This window comes from Pseudoflavonifractor sp. MSJ-30, from assembly GCF_018918045.1.
GTDB lineage: Bacteria > Bacillota > Clostridia > Oscillospirales > Oscillospiraceae > Faecousia.
In genome coordinates this window covers 37,142-50,244 of the sequence record NZ_JAHLPU010000048.1, presented here as the reverse complement: position 1 = coordinate 50,244, position 13,103 = coordinate 37,142, and the positions used below count along the sequence as shown (strand labels likewise).

Annotated in this window: 10 protein-coding genes; all 10 read left to right on the top strand. The window is 56.0% G+C overall.

Annotated elements, in window-relative coordinates:
* Positions 1-187: 187 nt before the first annotated feature.
* Positions 188-1,492 carry a 2-hydroxycarboxylate transporter family protein gene (locus KQI10_RS07150; protein WP_216566722.1) on the top strand — a complete coding sequence of 435 codons (1,305 nt, stop codon included), beginning with the start codon at positions 188-190 and terminating at the stop codon, positions 1,490-1,492.
* Between the two features lie 15 nt (positions 1,493-1,507).
* Positions 1,508-2,329: a S9 family peptidase gene (locus tag KQI10_RS07145; RefSeq protein WP_216566721.1), complete on the top strand. Its 822-nt coding sequence runs from the start codon at positions 1,508-1,510 to the stop codon at positions 2,327-2,329.
* Between the two features lie 257 nt (positions 2,330-2,586).
* Positions 2,587-3,708: a sodium ion-translocating decarboxylase subunit beta gene (locus KQI10_RS07140; RefSeq protein WP_216566720.1), complete on the top strand. Its 1,122-nt coding sequence runs from the start codon at positions 2,587-2,589 to the stop codon at positions 3,706-3,708.
* Between the two features lie 13 nt (positions 3,709-3,721).
* The gene (locus tag KQI10_RS07135; protein ID WP_216566719.1) at positions 3,722-3,847 is read left to right on the top strand and encodes an OadG-related small transporter subunit; all 126 of its coding nucleotides are present in this window, start codon (positions 3,722-3,724) and stop codon (positions 3,845-3,847) included.
* Positions 3,848-3,967: 120 nt separating this feature from the next.
* A complete protein-coding gene (locus KQI10_RS07130; RefSeq protein ID WP_216566718.1) occupies positions 3,968-5,176 on the top strand; it encodes a 5-bromo-4-chloroindolyl phosphate hydrolysis family protein in 1,209 nt (402 codons plus the stop codon).
* 12 nt (positions 5,177-5,188) lie between these two features.
* The gene (locus KQI10_RS07125) at positions 5,189-6,334 is read left to right on the top strand and encodes a toxic anion resistance protein (protein WP_216566717.1); all 1,146 of its coding nucleotides are present in this window, start codon (positions 5,189-5,191) and stop codon (positions 6,332-6,334) included.
* A gap of 95 nt (positions 6,335-6,429) precedes the next feature.
* Positions 6,430-7,341, top strand: coding sequence for a UDP-N-acetylmuramate dehydrogenase (gene murB / locus KQI10_RS07120; RefSeq protein WP_216566716.1), 912 nt, complete (start codon positions 6,430-6,432; stop codon positions 7,339-7,341).
* Entirely contained in the window at positions 7,335-8,270 is a 936-nt protein-coding gene (whiA, locus tag KQI10_RS07115) for a DNA-binding protein WhiA (RefSeq protein WP_253285194.1), read from the top strand. The genes murB and whiA overlap by 7 nt, the downstream gene beginning before the upstream one ends.
* A complete protein-coding gene (locus KQI10_RS07110) occupies positions 8,267-11,710 on the top strand; it encodes a DNA polymerase III subunit alpha (protein WP_216566715.1) in 3,444 nt (1,147 codons plus the stop codon). Before whiA ends, KQI10_RS07110 begins: the two co-directional genes overlap by 4 nt.
* 64 nt (positions 11,711-11,774) lie before the next feature.
* The gene (locus KQI10_RS07105; RefSeq protein ID WP_216566714.1) at positions 11,775-13,100 is read left to right on the top strand and encodes a hypothetical protein; all 1,326 of its coding nucleotides are present in this window, start codon (positions 11,775-11,777) and stop codon (positions 13,098-13,100) included.
* The last annotated feature ends 3 nt before the right edge of the window (positions 13,101-13,103 follow it).

The window sequence follows — 13,103 nt, the reverse complement described above, 5'->3', positions numbered from 1 at the left end:
ACACGGCTTTCCGGGGCTGCGTTTTTATAATATACATGCAATGATTCCAAATGGTTATGATGGCTGCCACAAAGGGGAATTGCGGAACTATTGCACAATTCATACGGCATGATATATAATGCTATTGTGAAATTTACCGGTAAAGGCTTCAAACTGCACAAAGAAAAAGAAAATAGGAGGGTCAATCGTGAATAAACTGAAAGAGACAAAAATCCTGGGATTCCCACTGTGGATGTACCTGATCTTAAGTGCCCTGATGCTCCTCATGGCCGCCAATGACTGGATGCTGACCAATATGGTCGGCGCTCTGGCCTTCGCCATGATCATCGGTACGCTGCTTGGCTGGGTGGGCGACCACATTCCCGTTTGGAAGACCTGGTTCGGCGGCGGTATGCTGTTTGCCTGTCTGGTGGCAGGAGCCCTGAACACCTTCAATCTGATCGGCGAGGGCTCCAGGGAAGCACTGAACACTTTCAATGGCTCCACCGGCTTCCTGGATCTGTACATTCTGGTGCTGATTACCGGCTCTGTGCTGTCCGTTGACCGCAAGATGCTGATTAAGTCCTTTGCGGGCTTTATCCCCACCATTCTGGCTGGTATCGTTGGTGCTCTGGCACTGGCCGGTCTGGTAGGCGCTGTCACCGGTGTGGGCGCCATCGATGCCATCGCAACCTATGCCATCCCCGTCATGGGCGGCGGCAACGGTGCGGGTATCACTCCCATGAGCAAGATGTGGGCTGCCGCGACCGGCGGCGATGCCTCCACCTGGTACGCCTCCGCTTTCGCCATTATCAGTATCGGCAACCTGTGCGCCGTGTTTATGAGTGCCCTGCTCAATAAGCTGGGCCAGGCCAAGCCCTCTCTCACCGGCAACGGCCGCCTGATGGAAGGCGAGGAGAAGCTGGAGAACAAGGCAAACGATGTGAAGCCCACCGTGGGCGACTACGCCACCGGCCTGGCGCTGGGCGTTGTGTGCTACAACGTCGCCAACCTGTACGCGAAGAAGATCTCTATCATCAACCACGCGAACCTGGGCTTTACCATCCATACCTTTGCGTTCATGGTCATCCTGATCGCGATTCTGAATATCTCCAACATCCTGCCCGAGAATGTGAAGGCCGGCGCAAGAGGCATGCAGATGTTCTTTGTCAAATACATGTCCTTCCCGCTGATGATTACCGTCGGTATCGGCACCAACCTGAGCGACTATGCCAAGGTCTTTACCAACCCCGCTTACATCCTGATTATTATGGCTACCGTTATCGGCGCTATGATCGGAACCCTGCTTATGGGCAAACTGTTCCACTTCTATCCCGTGGAATCCATGCTGACCGCGGGCCTCTGCATGGCCAATGGCGGCGGTTCCGGCGACGTGCAGTGTCTGGGCGCCGCGCACCGTATGGAACTCATGTCCTATGCGCAGATCTCCTCCAGAATCGGCGGCGCCATCATGCTGGTGATTGCCAGCTTTGTATTCGGAAAATTCCTGTAAGGAAAGAGGCTTATCATGGCAAATACGAACCCCCTTGCTGCCAACCTGACACTGGAGCAGCAGAAAAATCTATTCGGCAACGCGTATCTGAATATGCTCTGGCACTGCCCTACGGACCAGCGGTTCCACTACTGGGTTCATCTGCCGGACTGCTACTATGACGAGGCCGAGCACAACTATTCTCTGATGGTCATTATCCATGGCACCGGGTGCGCTACGGAGGAATATATCAAGCAGGCCAAAGAACTGTCTGACAAGTACCATATGGCGGTTCTGGCACCTATGTTCCCCGGCGGCTTGATCCAGAGGGATGACTTCAACAGCTATAAGCTGCTTTCCTGCGATGGGATCCGGTATGATCTGATCCTGCTGGATATGATTGAGGACATGGCGAAGCGTTACCCCGGTGTCCATACGGATAAGTTCTTTATGTTCGGCCATTCCGGCGGCGGCCAGTTTGTCAACCGCTTCCTGTTTGCCCATCCGGACCGGATGAAGGCCTGCTCCATCGGCGCGCCGGGCCGGCCCACCTTCCTGAACCCGGATGAGGACTACTTCTGGGGAATTCGGGATTTCAAGGATTATTTCGGCTATGATGTAGACCTGGATGCCGTTCGGAAGGTGCCTGTCCTGATTACGGTCGGGGAACTGGACAACAAGTTCATCGGTGACTCCCCTTATGGCAACAACCGCGTAGACCGCATGAAGAGTCTGCAAAAGAATCTGCGGGACAACGGCGTCCATGCGGAGCTGGAGATCCTCCCGGGTTTTGCCCATGAAAGCGGCGAGAAGGAACGGGTGCAGGCAGCGCAGAAGTTCTTCATCCGCTATCTCTGATTCATCATTCCCATCTGCGTCCGGCAGGATTTTCCTGCCGGACGCGTTTTTTCGGTTGACTTTTTCACTGGAAATACATATAATATTCCCAAGGTAAAAGGGAGTAAAGGGCGGGGTGTTCCCGCTGCATGGTCTCGTCATCACGGCGTTTCGCCCGGGGCCATGTGGTAAGCTTGAGACTTTTATCACAGTTTTTCTGCTGTGATGGAGGTCTTCTTTTTTATCCTCTTCACAGCGCGCCTGTAAGGAGGGTATTTATGGAAATTCTCGCGCTTTTCTCCAATCTCACAAACATCACACCCCAGATGGTCCTTATGTGGGCTATCGGCGGACTCCTTATCTATCTGGCAATTGCCCGGAAGATGGAGCCCAGTCTGCTGCTGCCCATGGGTTTCGGCGCAATTCTTGTCAATCTCCCACTGTCCGGGGCAATTACGCAAGGGGACGTTGAAGGAGCCCTCAGCGTTCTGTTTCAAGCGGGCATGTCCAATGAGCTGTTCCCGCTGCTGCTGTTTATCGGCATCGGGGCCATGATCGATTTTGGCCCTCTGCTGGAAAAGCCCTGGCTGCTGCTGTTTGGCGCGGCGGCACAGTTCGGCATTTTCCTGACGCTGGTGCTGGCGGGCTTCTTCTTTGATTTGAAGGATGCTGCCTCCATCGCCGTTATCGGCGCGGCGGACGGGCCTACGGCCATTTTCGTAGCCAATACGCTGGGCTCCAAATATCTGGGAGCCATTATGGTGGCGGCCTACAGCTACATGGCTCTGGTTCCCATCGTCCAACCGCCGGTGATTCGGCTGGTGACCACCAAAAAGGAACGGCGAATCCGGATGCCTTATCAGAAGGGCAACGTCAGCCGTCTGACCCGGATTCTGTTCCCGATTCTTGTTACCGTTGCCGCCGGACTGGTGGCCCCGGCCAGCGCAAGTCTGGTGGGTTTCCTGATGTTCGGCAACCTGCTGCGGGAATGCGGCGTGCTGAACGCCCTGTCCGAAACCGCCCAGAGTACGCTGACCAATCTCATTACCATTGTACTTGGCCTTACGGTTGCCAGCCAGATGACTGCGGAGCAGTTCGTCCGGCCGGACACCTTGTTGATTCTGGCTCTGGGCCTGGTGGCCTTTATTGGCGACACCATCGGCGGCGTGCTGTTTGCCAAGCTCATCAACCTCTTCCTGCCGGAGGGCAAGAAGATCAATCCCATGATCGGCGCGGCGGGCATTTCCGCCTTCCCCATGAGCGGCAGAGTGGTGAACCAGATGGGACTGAAGGAGGACAATCAGAATTTCCTGCTGATGTACTCCATCAGCGTCAATGTTTCCGGCCAGATCGCTTCGGTCATCGCGGGCGGCCTGATCCTCACCCTGATGGGTGTCTGAGGAGGTGGAGAGAATGCTGCATCCTGACGCACTGGCCCAGACGCTTCCCATGCTCACCAAGGGCATGGCCGGGGTTTTCCTGGTCATCGGCGTGATTGTCCTGGCAACGGCGATTCTGAACAAGCTGACAAACAGATAAGAGGGATCCCCGGCGGAAACGCCGGGGACATTTGGTATCTTTTCGCTGTTTTTTCGGATACCTATTGTTTTTTCCCGGAAGAAAAGCTATAATAGAAAAAGTATTTATGGGAGGGACACCATGGCGAACGAAAAGCAGAACCAGGAGTGGGATTCCCTGGGCCGAAGCATTGAAGATATCATTGACAAGGCAATCAATTCCCAGAACTATCGGGAGCTGAGCCGCAATATCACCAGCACCATTGACAAGGCCGCCCGCACCGGTTCCGATGCCCTGTGGCGGGCACTGGATATGTCCGGCGCGACGAAGCCCAGAAAAACGATCACGGTGGAGCCTATGCGGCCGGAACCCGTTCAGAAAACCAATCTTCCCGCCCTATACGGCAGCGCCAACGGCGAGACAGCAAAGGGTATTCTCAAAACCGTTTTTGGCGGCATTCTCTCTATTACAGGCTTTACCCTTTCTCTGATCTCCGGCATTTTCCATCTGGTGGGCTTTGCTGCCGGGTCCATTGCCGCACCTCTGGTTTTCGGCGTAGGCAGTCTGGGTGTAGGCGGCTTCCTGCTCAGCGGCGGTATTCGATCTCTGGGGAAGGTCAGCCGTTATAAGGTCTATTTGAAGACGCTGGATCAGAAGACCCACATTGCTCTGGAAAAGCTGGCCCGCGGTGTGGGCAAGCCTGTGAAGTTCGTCCGCAAGGAGCTCCGCGGCATGATTGACGAGGGCCTGTTCCTGGAAGGTCACCTGGACAAGGAAGAGAACAACCTGATCACCAGCGATGAGACCTATCAGCACTATGAGGCCAGCCGCCTGGAACTGGAAGCCCGGCAGAAGGCTCAGGCGGAGAAACAGGCGGAGCAGGCGCGGAGCGCGGTTTCCCCCAAGGTTCAGGAGGTTCTGGACCGGGGAAATGCTTATCTGCGGGAGATCCGCCGGTGCAACGATGAAATTCCCGGGGACGAAATCTCCGCGAAGATATCCCGGATGGAATCCATTGTGCGGAAGATTATCGAGCGGGCTGAGGCCCATCCGGAGATTATTCCGGACCTCAAAAAGCTCATGGATTATTATCTGCCCATGACCATCAAGCTTTTGAACGCCTATGCGGACATGGACCGTCAGCCAATCCAGGGCGAGACGATTCAGGCCTCCAAGAAGGAGATCGACGACACTTTGGATACCTTGAATCTGGCCTTTGAAAAGCTGCTGGATTCCGTATTTCAGGATACGGCCATGGACGTGTCCAGCGATATTTCCGTCCTGCAAACCCTGCTGGCCCAGGAGGGCCTGACGGGCGATGATTTTTCGAAAAACAAACCGGTAGAATAAGGAGAGAGTACTATGAGCAACGAATTTGATATGGACGCCGTCCCCAGCCTGACTCTGGAGCCGGAGCTGGAGGAGAAACAGGAGCTGACTGTGAAGGAGCAGACCGCGCCTGTGGAGAAGCCCATGCAGCAGCCTGTTCTGACCGAGCAGGAGCAGAAAATGGTCACGGACTTTGCTGCCAAAATCGATCTGGAAAACACCACCCAGATTTTGCAGTACGGTGCCGCTGCCCAGAAGAAAATGGCAGATTTCTCGGATGCCGCGCTGGCAAACGTGAAGACCCAGGATCTGGGTGAGGTTGGCGATCTGATTGTCAATGTAGTCGGCGAACTGCAGGGCTTCGACAAGGAGGAGCAGAAGGGCTTTCTTGGTTTCTTCAAGAAGCAGGCAGACAAGCTGGAGCTGATGAAGAGCCGTTATGCCAAGGCTGAGGTCAATGTGGAAAAAATCAGCGATGCGTTGCAGCAGCATCAGGTGCGGCTGCTGAAGGATTCCGCCGTACTGGATAAGATGTACGAGCAGAACCTTGCCTACTTCAAGGAGCTGACCATGTATATCATGGCCGGCAAGCAGAAGCTCCAGGAGGTCCGAGAGGGCAAACTCAAGGAACTGGAGGCCAAGGCCCAGCAAACGGGTCTGGCGGAGGATGCCCAGACTGCCCGAGATCTGGCTGAGAAGTGCAATCGGTTTGAAAAGAAAATCTACGATCTGGAGCTGACCCGGACCATTTCCATCCAGACAGCCCCTCAGATTCGCATGATCCAGAATAATGACACCGTTATGGTGGAAAAGATCCAGACCACGCTGGTAAACACCATTCCCTTGTGGAAGAACCAGATGGTTCTGGCCTTGGGCATTGCCCATTCCTCCGAGGCCGCTCAGGCCCAGCGGCAGGTCAACGATGTGACAAACGCGCTGCTGAAATCCAATGCGGAAAAACTGCACATGGCCTCTGTAGAGACCGCCAAGGAAGCGGAGCGGGGCATCGTGGATATCGAGACTCTGAAGAAGACCAACGCCGATCTGATTCAGACTCTGGACGATGTGATGAAGATCCAGGCCGACGGCCGCACCCAGCGCATGGCCGCCGAGGCCGAGATGGCAAAGATGGAGCAGCAGCTGAAAGACAAGCTCCTGCAGATCCGCGGGACGAAATAAGTTCACATATCCCGGGGCAGTGCCCCGGGATTTTTCGTTGCATAATCGCCCCGGGTGTGGTATACTATTCTGGATTCATACACCCGGAGGCGTTTATGACTGAATTGACCGATTTTCAGCGGAAAACCGCTGCCTTTTTCCCGGAAATATCTCTGAGCTTCGGCGAAAGCCTGGCAAAGCATACCTCCTTCCGCATCGGAGGCCCGGCGGAAGTGATGGCTTTTCCCAAAAACGGAGAGGAACTTTCCGAGCTTTTGAATAAGTCCGCTTTATTGGACCGTAAACCGGTTATCCTTGGCGCAGGAACCAACGTATTGGCGCCGGACGAGGGCCTTCCCGGCCTTGCCATCTGCCTGAAGGACTGCCTGGACGGCATGGAGCGGGTGGACGAGACCCATATTCGAGTCATGGCGGGTGTGACCATGACCCGCTGCGCCATGTTTGCGGCGAAGGAGGGACTCAGCGGTCTGGAATTCGCCCATGGCATTCCGGGTACCATCGGCGGCGGTGTGTATATGAACGCCGGGGCCTACGGCGGCGAGATCGCCCGGGTCTGCGTGGAGGCGGAGCTGATGACAAGTACCGGTGTCCGCTATACCCGAACCCGGGAGGAGATGGCCTTCTCCTATCGCCATAGCTGCCTGGAGGAGACCGGGGATATTGTGCTCAGCGCGTTGCTGGAGCTGACGCCGGGGGATCCGGAGCAGATCCGGCAGCGTATGAAGGAGCTGCAGGCCAAGCGGTCTGCCTCTCAGCCTCTGAACTATCCCAGCGCCGGATCTGCCTTCAAGCGTCCCAGCCAGGGCTATGCCGCCGCGCTTATCGATGAGGCGGGACTTCGGGGCTACAGGGTGGGAGACGCCGCCATTTCCGAAAAGCACGCGGGCTTTGCCGTGAATTTAGGCAATGCCACGGCGGAACAGGTCAAGCGGCTGCTTGCGGACGTGGCACGTATCGTAAAAGAGAAATCCGGCATTCAGCTGGAACCGGAGGTTCGTGTTTGGTAAAAGAAAGAAGGGAAGCCATGCAATCCTTTTCCGCATCCGCCAAGGCGGAGATCTGCCGGGAATATCCTCAGAATACCTGCTGCGCCCTGGCGGAATGCTTCGGCATTCTGCTCTTTTGCAATTGCTTTCAGGACACACAGATCAAGATCATTACGGAGAGCCAGGACTTCGGAAAGCTGCTGCCCAGGCTCTTCCGCAAGGCTTTCGGCGTGAGCTTTGACCAGCTGCCGGAGGATGGGGGCACCGGGAAGCTGGTATTCCAGATCACCGCCCCAAACAAAATCGCCGCCATTATGGATGCCTTCGGCTTTACCAGAGGGGACACCCTGTCCCTGCATATCAATCTGCCCGTAGTGGAGGAGGACTGCTGCAAAGCAGCCTTTCTGCGGGGGGCCTTTCTGGCGGGCGGCAGTGTGACCAGTCCCGCCAAGGCGTACCATCTGGAGTTCACCACTACACACAAGAGCGTGGCCCGGGAATGCTATACTCTGCTCCATGAGACCGTGGGCTTTTCGCCCAAAACCGCCTCCCGTGCGGGAGCGCAGGTACTCTATCTCAAGCAAAGCGACCTGATCTCCGATTTTCTCACCTTTTTGGGCGCTCCCGTCGCCTCCATGGGCATTATGGAGGCGAAGTTGGAAAAGGAGCTTAACAACCAGGTCAACCGCTGCTGCAACTGTGACGACGCCAATACCTCCAAGGTGGTGGAGGCGGCTCAGGAGCAGCTCAGCGCCATTCGCGTTTTGCGGGAGCGGGGAGAGCTGGAAAAGCTGCCCCAGAAGATTGCTCAGGCGGCCAGGGCCCGGGAAGAGAACCCGGAGGCATCCCTTTCCGAACTGGCGGCAATGATGGAGCCGCCTATCACCAAGCCAGCCATGAACCACCGTCTGCAGCGCATTGTTGCCATGGCAAAGGAGGCGGCACAATGAGTTTTGCACATCTGCATGTCCATAGCGAGTACAGCCTTCTGGACGGCGCCTGCCGCATTGACAGCATGATGGACCGGGTCAAGGAGCTTGGGCAGACGGCCATTGCCCTGACGGATCACGGCGTCATGTACGGCTGTATCGATTTCTATAAAGCGGCCAAGGCAGCGGGCGTCAAGCCGATTATCGGCTGCGAGGTCTATGTGGCGCGCCGGAAAATGACGGATCGTGTCCACGGTCTGGACAACGACCCCTACCATCTGGTTCTGCTCTGCAAGGACAGAACGGGCTATGAAAACCTCTGCTATCTGGTGTCGGAGGCCTTTCTGCATGGCTTTTACGGGAAACCCCGGGTGGATCTGGAGTTGCTGGAAGCCCACCATGAGGGATTGATCGCCCTGTCCGCCTGCCTTGCGGGGGCCATTCCCCAGGCTTTGATGAACGAGGACTATGACAAGGCCAGAGCAACAGCTCTGGAGCTGTCCCGGATATTCGGGCAGGACAATTTCTATCTGGAGATGCAGGACCACGGCATTGCCGCCCAGCGCCCCGTGAACCAGGGCATTCAGCGTCTGGCCCGGGAAACAGGGCTGCCCATGGTCATCACCAACGATGCCCACTATCTGCGCAAAGAGGACGCGGATATTCAGGATGTGCTGCTGTGCATCCAGACGGGGAAATCCGTGGACGATATCAACCGAATGCGGTTCGAGACCCAGGAATTCTACCTGAAAAGCGAAGAGGAGCTGCGCAGTCTGTTCCCCGGCTGCGACGAGGCTTTTGAAAATACAGTCAAAATTGCCGAGCGTTGTAATGTGGAGTTTACCTTCCATGAGTACCATTTGCCGGCCTATCCCGTGCCGGAGGGCTATACCAACGAGGAGTACTTCCGGAAGCTCTGCTATGAGGGCTTTCAGGAGCGCTACCCGGACGCGCCTGAGGAATATCGGGAACGCATGGAGTACGAGATCAAGGTCATCAGCTCCATGGGGTATGTAAACTATTATCTGATCGTCTGGGACTTTATCCACTATGCCAAGAGTGCGGGCATTCCCGTGGGCCCCGGCCGTGGCTCCGGCGCCGGCTCCATTGTGGCATACTGCATTCACATTACGGAAGTGGATCCTATGAAGTACGGCCTGATCTTCGAGCGCTTCCTGAATCCGGAGCGGGTCAGTATGCCTGATTTTGACACGGACTTCTGTCAGGAGCGCCGGGGTGAGGTCATTGACTATGTGTACCGGAAGTACGGCGCGGATCATGTAGCCCAGATCGTGACCTTTGGCACCATGGCTGCCCGGGGCGCCATCCGGGATGTGGGCCGTGCCCTGAACTTCACCTTTGCCGAGACGGATGTGGTGGCAAAACTGGTGCCCGCTGGCCCCCATGTGACGCTGAAATCCGCTTTGGAGGAGTCTCCCAAGTTCCGGGAGATGTACAATGGGGATGAACGGGTCAAAAAGCTCATCGATACCGCTATGCGCCTGGAGGGAATGCCCCGCAATTCCTCCACCCACGCCGCGGGCGTGGTGATTACGGCAGACCCCGTGTGCAGCTATGTGCCGCTTTCCAAAAACGATGATACCATTGTTACCCAGTATACCATGACCACCATTGAGGAACTGGGCCTTCTGAAAATGGATTTTCTGGGATTGCGGAACCTGACGGTGATCCAGGACGCGGAACAGCAGATCCAGCAGAAGGAGCCGGCGTTCCGCATTGACCGGATTCCGGACAACGACCCGGAGACCTTCCGGATGCTCTCCGAGGGAAAGACCTCCGGCGTGTTCCAAATGGAGTCTGCCGGTATGACCGGCGTTTGCATCAGCATGAAACCCAGTTCCATCGAAGACATCACGGCTATCGTGGCGCTGTACCGACCCGGCCCTATGGATTCCATTCCCAGATTTGTTGCCAACAAGCTGGATCCCTCCAAAGTGACCTATAAAACGCCGCTGCTGGAGCCCATCCTGCGGGTGACCTACGGCTGCATCGTCTACCAGGAGCAGGTCATTGAGATTTTCCGGACTCTGGGAGGCTACACCATGGGGCAGGCGGATAATATTCGCCGGGCCATTTCCAAGAAAAAGCTGAAGGTCATTGAAGCGGAGCGAAAAGTTTTCGTCTATGGCGACAAAGACCAGGGGATCTCCGGTGCCATTGCCAAGGGCGTCAGTGAGGCGGCGGCCCAGTCTATCTACGACGAAATCGTCGATTTTGCCAACTACGCTTTCAACAAGTCCCATGCCGTGTGTTACGCGGTGGTGTCCTATCAGACGGCTTATCTGAAATGCCACTATCCCAGGCAGTATATGGCGGCGCTGATGACCTCCGTGCTGGATTCCGCCGTGAAGATCTCTGCCTACATTGCCGAGTGCAAGGAACTGGGTATCGCGTTGCTGCCGCCGGATATCAACCACTCCGAGGATCATTTCTCTGTGGAGGAGGGCGGCATCCGCTTTGGTCTGGGCGCGGTGAAGAACATCGGCAGAGGCCTGATCCGCAGTATGGCGGCAAAGCGCCGGGAAGGTGGCCCCTTCCGCTCCATGCAGGATTTTCTGGAGCGGATGGACGAGGGCGAGCTGAACAAGCGGGCGGTTGAGAATCTGATTCGCTGCGGCGCTATGGACGGCTTCGGCTGTCACAGAAGCGAACTGATCGGGGTCTATGAAGCCATGATGGATTCCATCGCCGCCAGCCGCAAGCAGAATCTGGAGGGACAGATGGGCCTGTTCGCTATGCTGGAGGACGAGGGCCCCAGCAAAATGGACATTCCCCATAAAGAAGAATACAGCCGGGCGGAGCTCATGGCCATGGAGAAGGAGACCACAGGCATTTATCTCTCCGGTCACCCCATGGACGACTACCGCAAGCTGCTGAAAAACACCCATGTGCTTCCCATTGGCGATTTGATGGACGAGGAGAAGCGCTTTCAGGATGACCAGATTGTCTCCGTGGCGGGCATCATTCAAACAGTGAAGACCAAGACAACCCGGAACAATTCCGTGATGGCCTATGTGACCATGGAGGACGATACGGCTTCTATTGAAATGCTGGCCTTCGCCAGTGTTCTGGGCCAGTACGGCGGCTATATCCGGGAGAATTCCGCCGTTGTTGTCACAGGCAGGCTCTCCCTGCGGGACGATAAGGACCCGCAGATCCTGATAAACCGTGTGCGGCCCATTTCCGACTATGCCGCCGGGAGACCACAGGAGGCCCCTCGGCCTCAGATGCCCCAGACATTGTATCTGCGGCTGCCGGGGGAGCAGGGGAAGCTCTATCCCAAGATCAAGGCCATCCTCAACATGTTCCCGGGCACCCAGAAGACGGTTTTGTTCTTTGAGGATACCCGGGCCCGCCGGGGCACCACCTGTGATTTCCGGGAAAACATGCTGCGGGAGCTGAAAAATGTCCTGGGAGACGGGAATGTTGTGCTCAAATAGCTTTTCATTTTCAAATGAATGTGTTATAATAAAAAGAAATCTGACAGTTTGGGGAGTTGATGCCTTGAAAAAGAAATTTTTTGCCATAGGACTTGTGCTGCTGGCGTCGCTTCTTACCGGCTGCGGTTTCCGAACGGTAGATCAGATGTACTGCATCCCCCGCAGGACAGAGGAGTATACCATTTTGCAGAATACCATTGAGCAGGCCATGGACGGACTGGAATTTGCCTCGCCCTCCTATGGAGACAACCAGCAGATGGTCCAGAGCGCGGATCTGGACGGCGACGGCAAGCAGGAATATCTGGTGTTTGCCCGGGGCAATTCCGAGAAGCCTTTGAAAATTTTGATTTTCCACGAAACGGACAACGGGAAATATGTTCTGCTGGAAATGCTGCAGATGAACGGCTCTGCCTTTGAACAGGTGGACTATGTGGATGTGGACGGCCGTCCCGGCAGCGAGCTGGTGGTAGGCCGCAGACTCAGCGACCAGATGATGCGGATCGCGGCGGTGTTTTCCTTTGCGGACGGCCAGAGCAACCAGCTGATTAATACCATCTATGCCAAGTTTTATACCACGGATATGGATTCCGACGGCAAGGCGGACCTGCTGGTGCTGCGGGAAGGGGAGACGGATGTCTCTGCCGGTACCGCTGTACTCTATACCTACGAAAATGACGCCATGGTGCGCTCCAGAGAGATTCGGCTGTCCCAGCGCATTGAGCAGGTGAAGCGTACAAAGGTCAGCCGTCTGCAAAGCGGAGAAACTGCTCTCTATATCTCCAGTTCCATGAACGACAGTGCCATCGTCACCGATGTGCTGACCGTGAAGGATGGGGAACTGATCAATCTGAACAGCGGCAATAAGCTGGCCTACAGTGTGCGGACCCTGCGCAATTACTTCCTCTACATGGATGATATTGACGGCGACGGCGTAATGGAGCTTCCGAACCTGATGGACCTCCGGGCGGCTCCGGGCCAGACGGACGGCAAACGCCAGCAGCTGGTCTACTGGTATTCCATCGATTCGGAGGGCTACGAGATCAAAAAACTCTTTACCTTCCACAATGTGGATGGGGGCTGGTATCTGCGGCTGAATCTGGACAGCATGACGGCTGAGCGCCTGGCGGTCTCCAAGAACGGAAGCGGCTATACCTTCTACATATGGGATGAGACCAACGAGGGGGCTGTCCCGCTCTTCACCGTCTATTCCTTTACGGGAAAGGAGCGGGAGGAACTGGCTACAGAAAATAACCGCTTCCCGCTGTACCGGGGCGAAAATGTGGTTTTTGCCGGAAAGCTGGAGGTCGGTTCCGGAGTCTACGGCATTACCCAGGAGTCTTTGACCCAGGATTTCAGCCTGATCGGCGTGGATTGGAAACAGGAAGGATAAGAA

Bases quoted from the DNA above. Each gene is read 5' to 3' on its own strand.
- KQI10_RS07135 (WP_216566719.1), top strand. From the start codon at position 3,722: ATGCTGCATCCTGACGCACTGGCCCAGACGCTTCCCATGCTCACCAAG.
- KQI10_RS07125 (WP_216566717.1), top strand. From the start codon at position 5,189: ATGAGCAACGAATTTGATATGGACGCCGTCCCCAGCCTGACTCTGGAG.
- KQI10_RS07110 (WP_216566715.1), top strand. From the start codon at position 8,267: ATGAGTTTTGCACATCTGCATGTCCATAGCGAGTACAGCCTTCTGGAC.
- KQI10_RS07130 (WP_216566718.1), top strand. From the start codon at position 3,968: ATGGCGAACGAAAAGCAGAACCAGGAGTGGGATTCCCTGGGCCGAAGC.
- KQI10_RS07145 (WP_216566721.1), top strand. From the start codon at position 1,508: ATGGCAAATACGAACCCCCTTGCTGCCAACCTGACACTGGAGCAGCAG.
- murB (WP_216566716.1), top strand. From the start codon at position 6,430: ATGACTGAATTGACCGATTTTCAGCGGAAAACCGCTGCCTTTTTCCCG.
- KQI10_RS07140 (WP_216566720.1), top strand. From the start codon at position 2,587: ATGGAAATTCTCGCGCTTTTCTCCAATCTCACAAACATCACACCCCAG.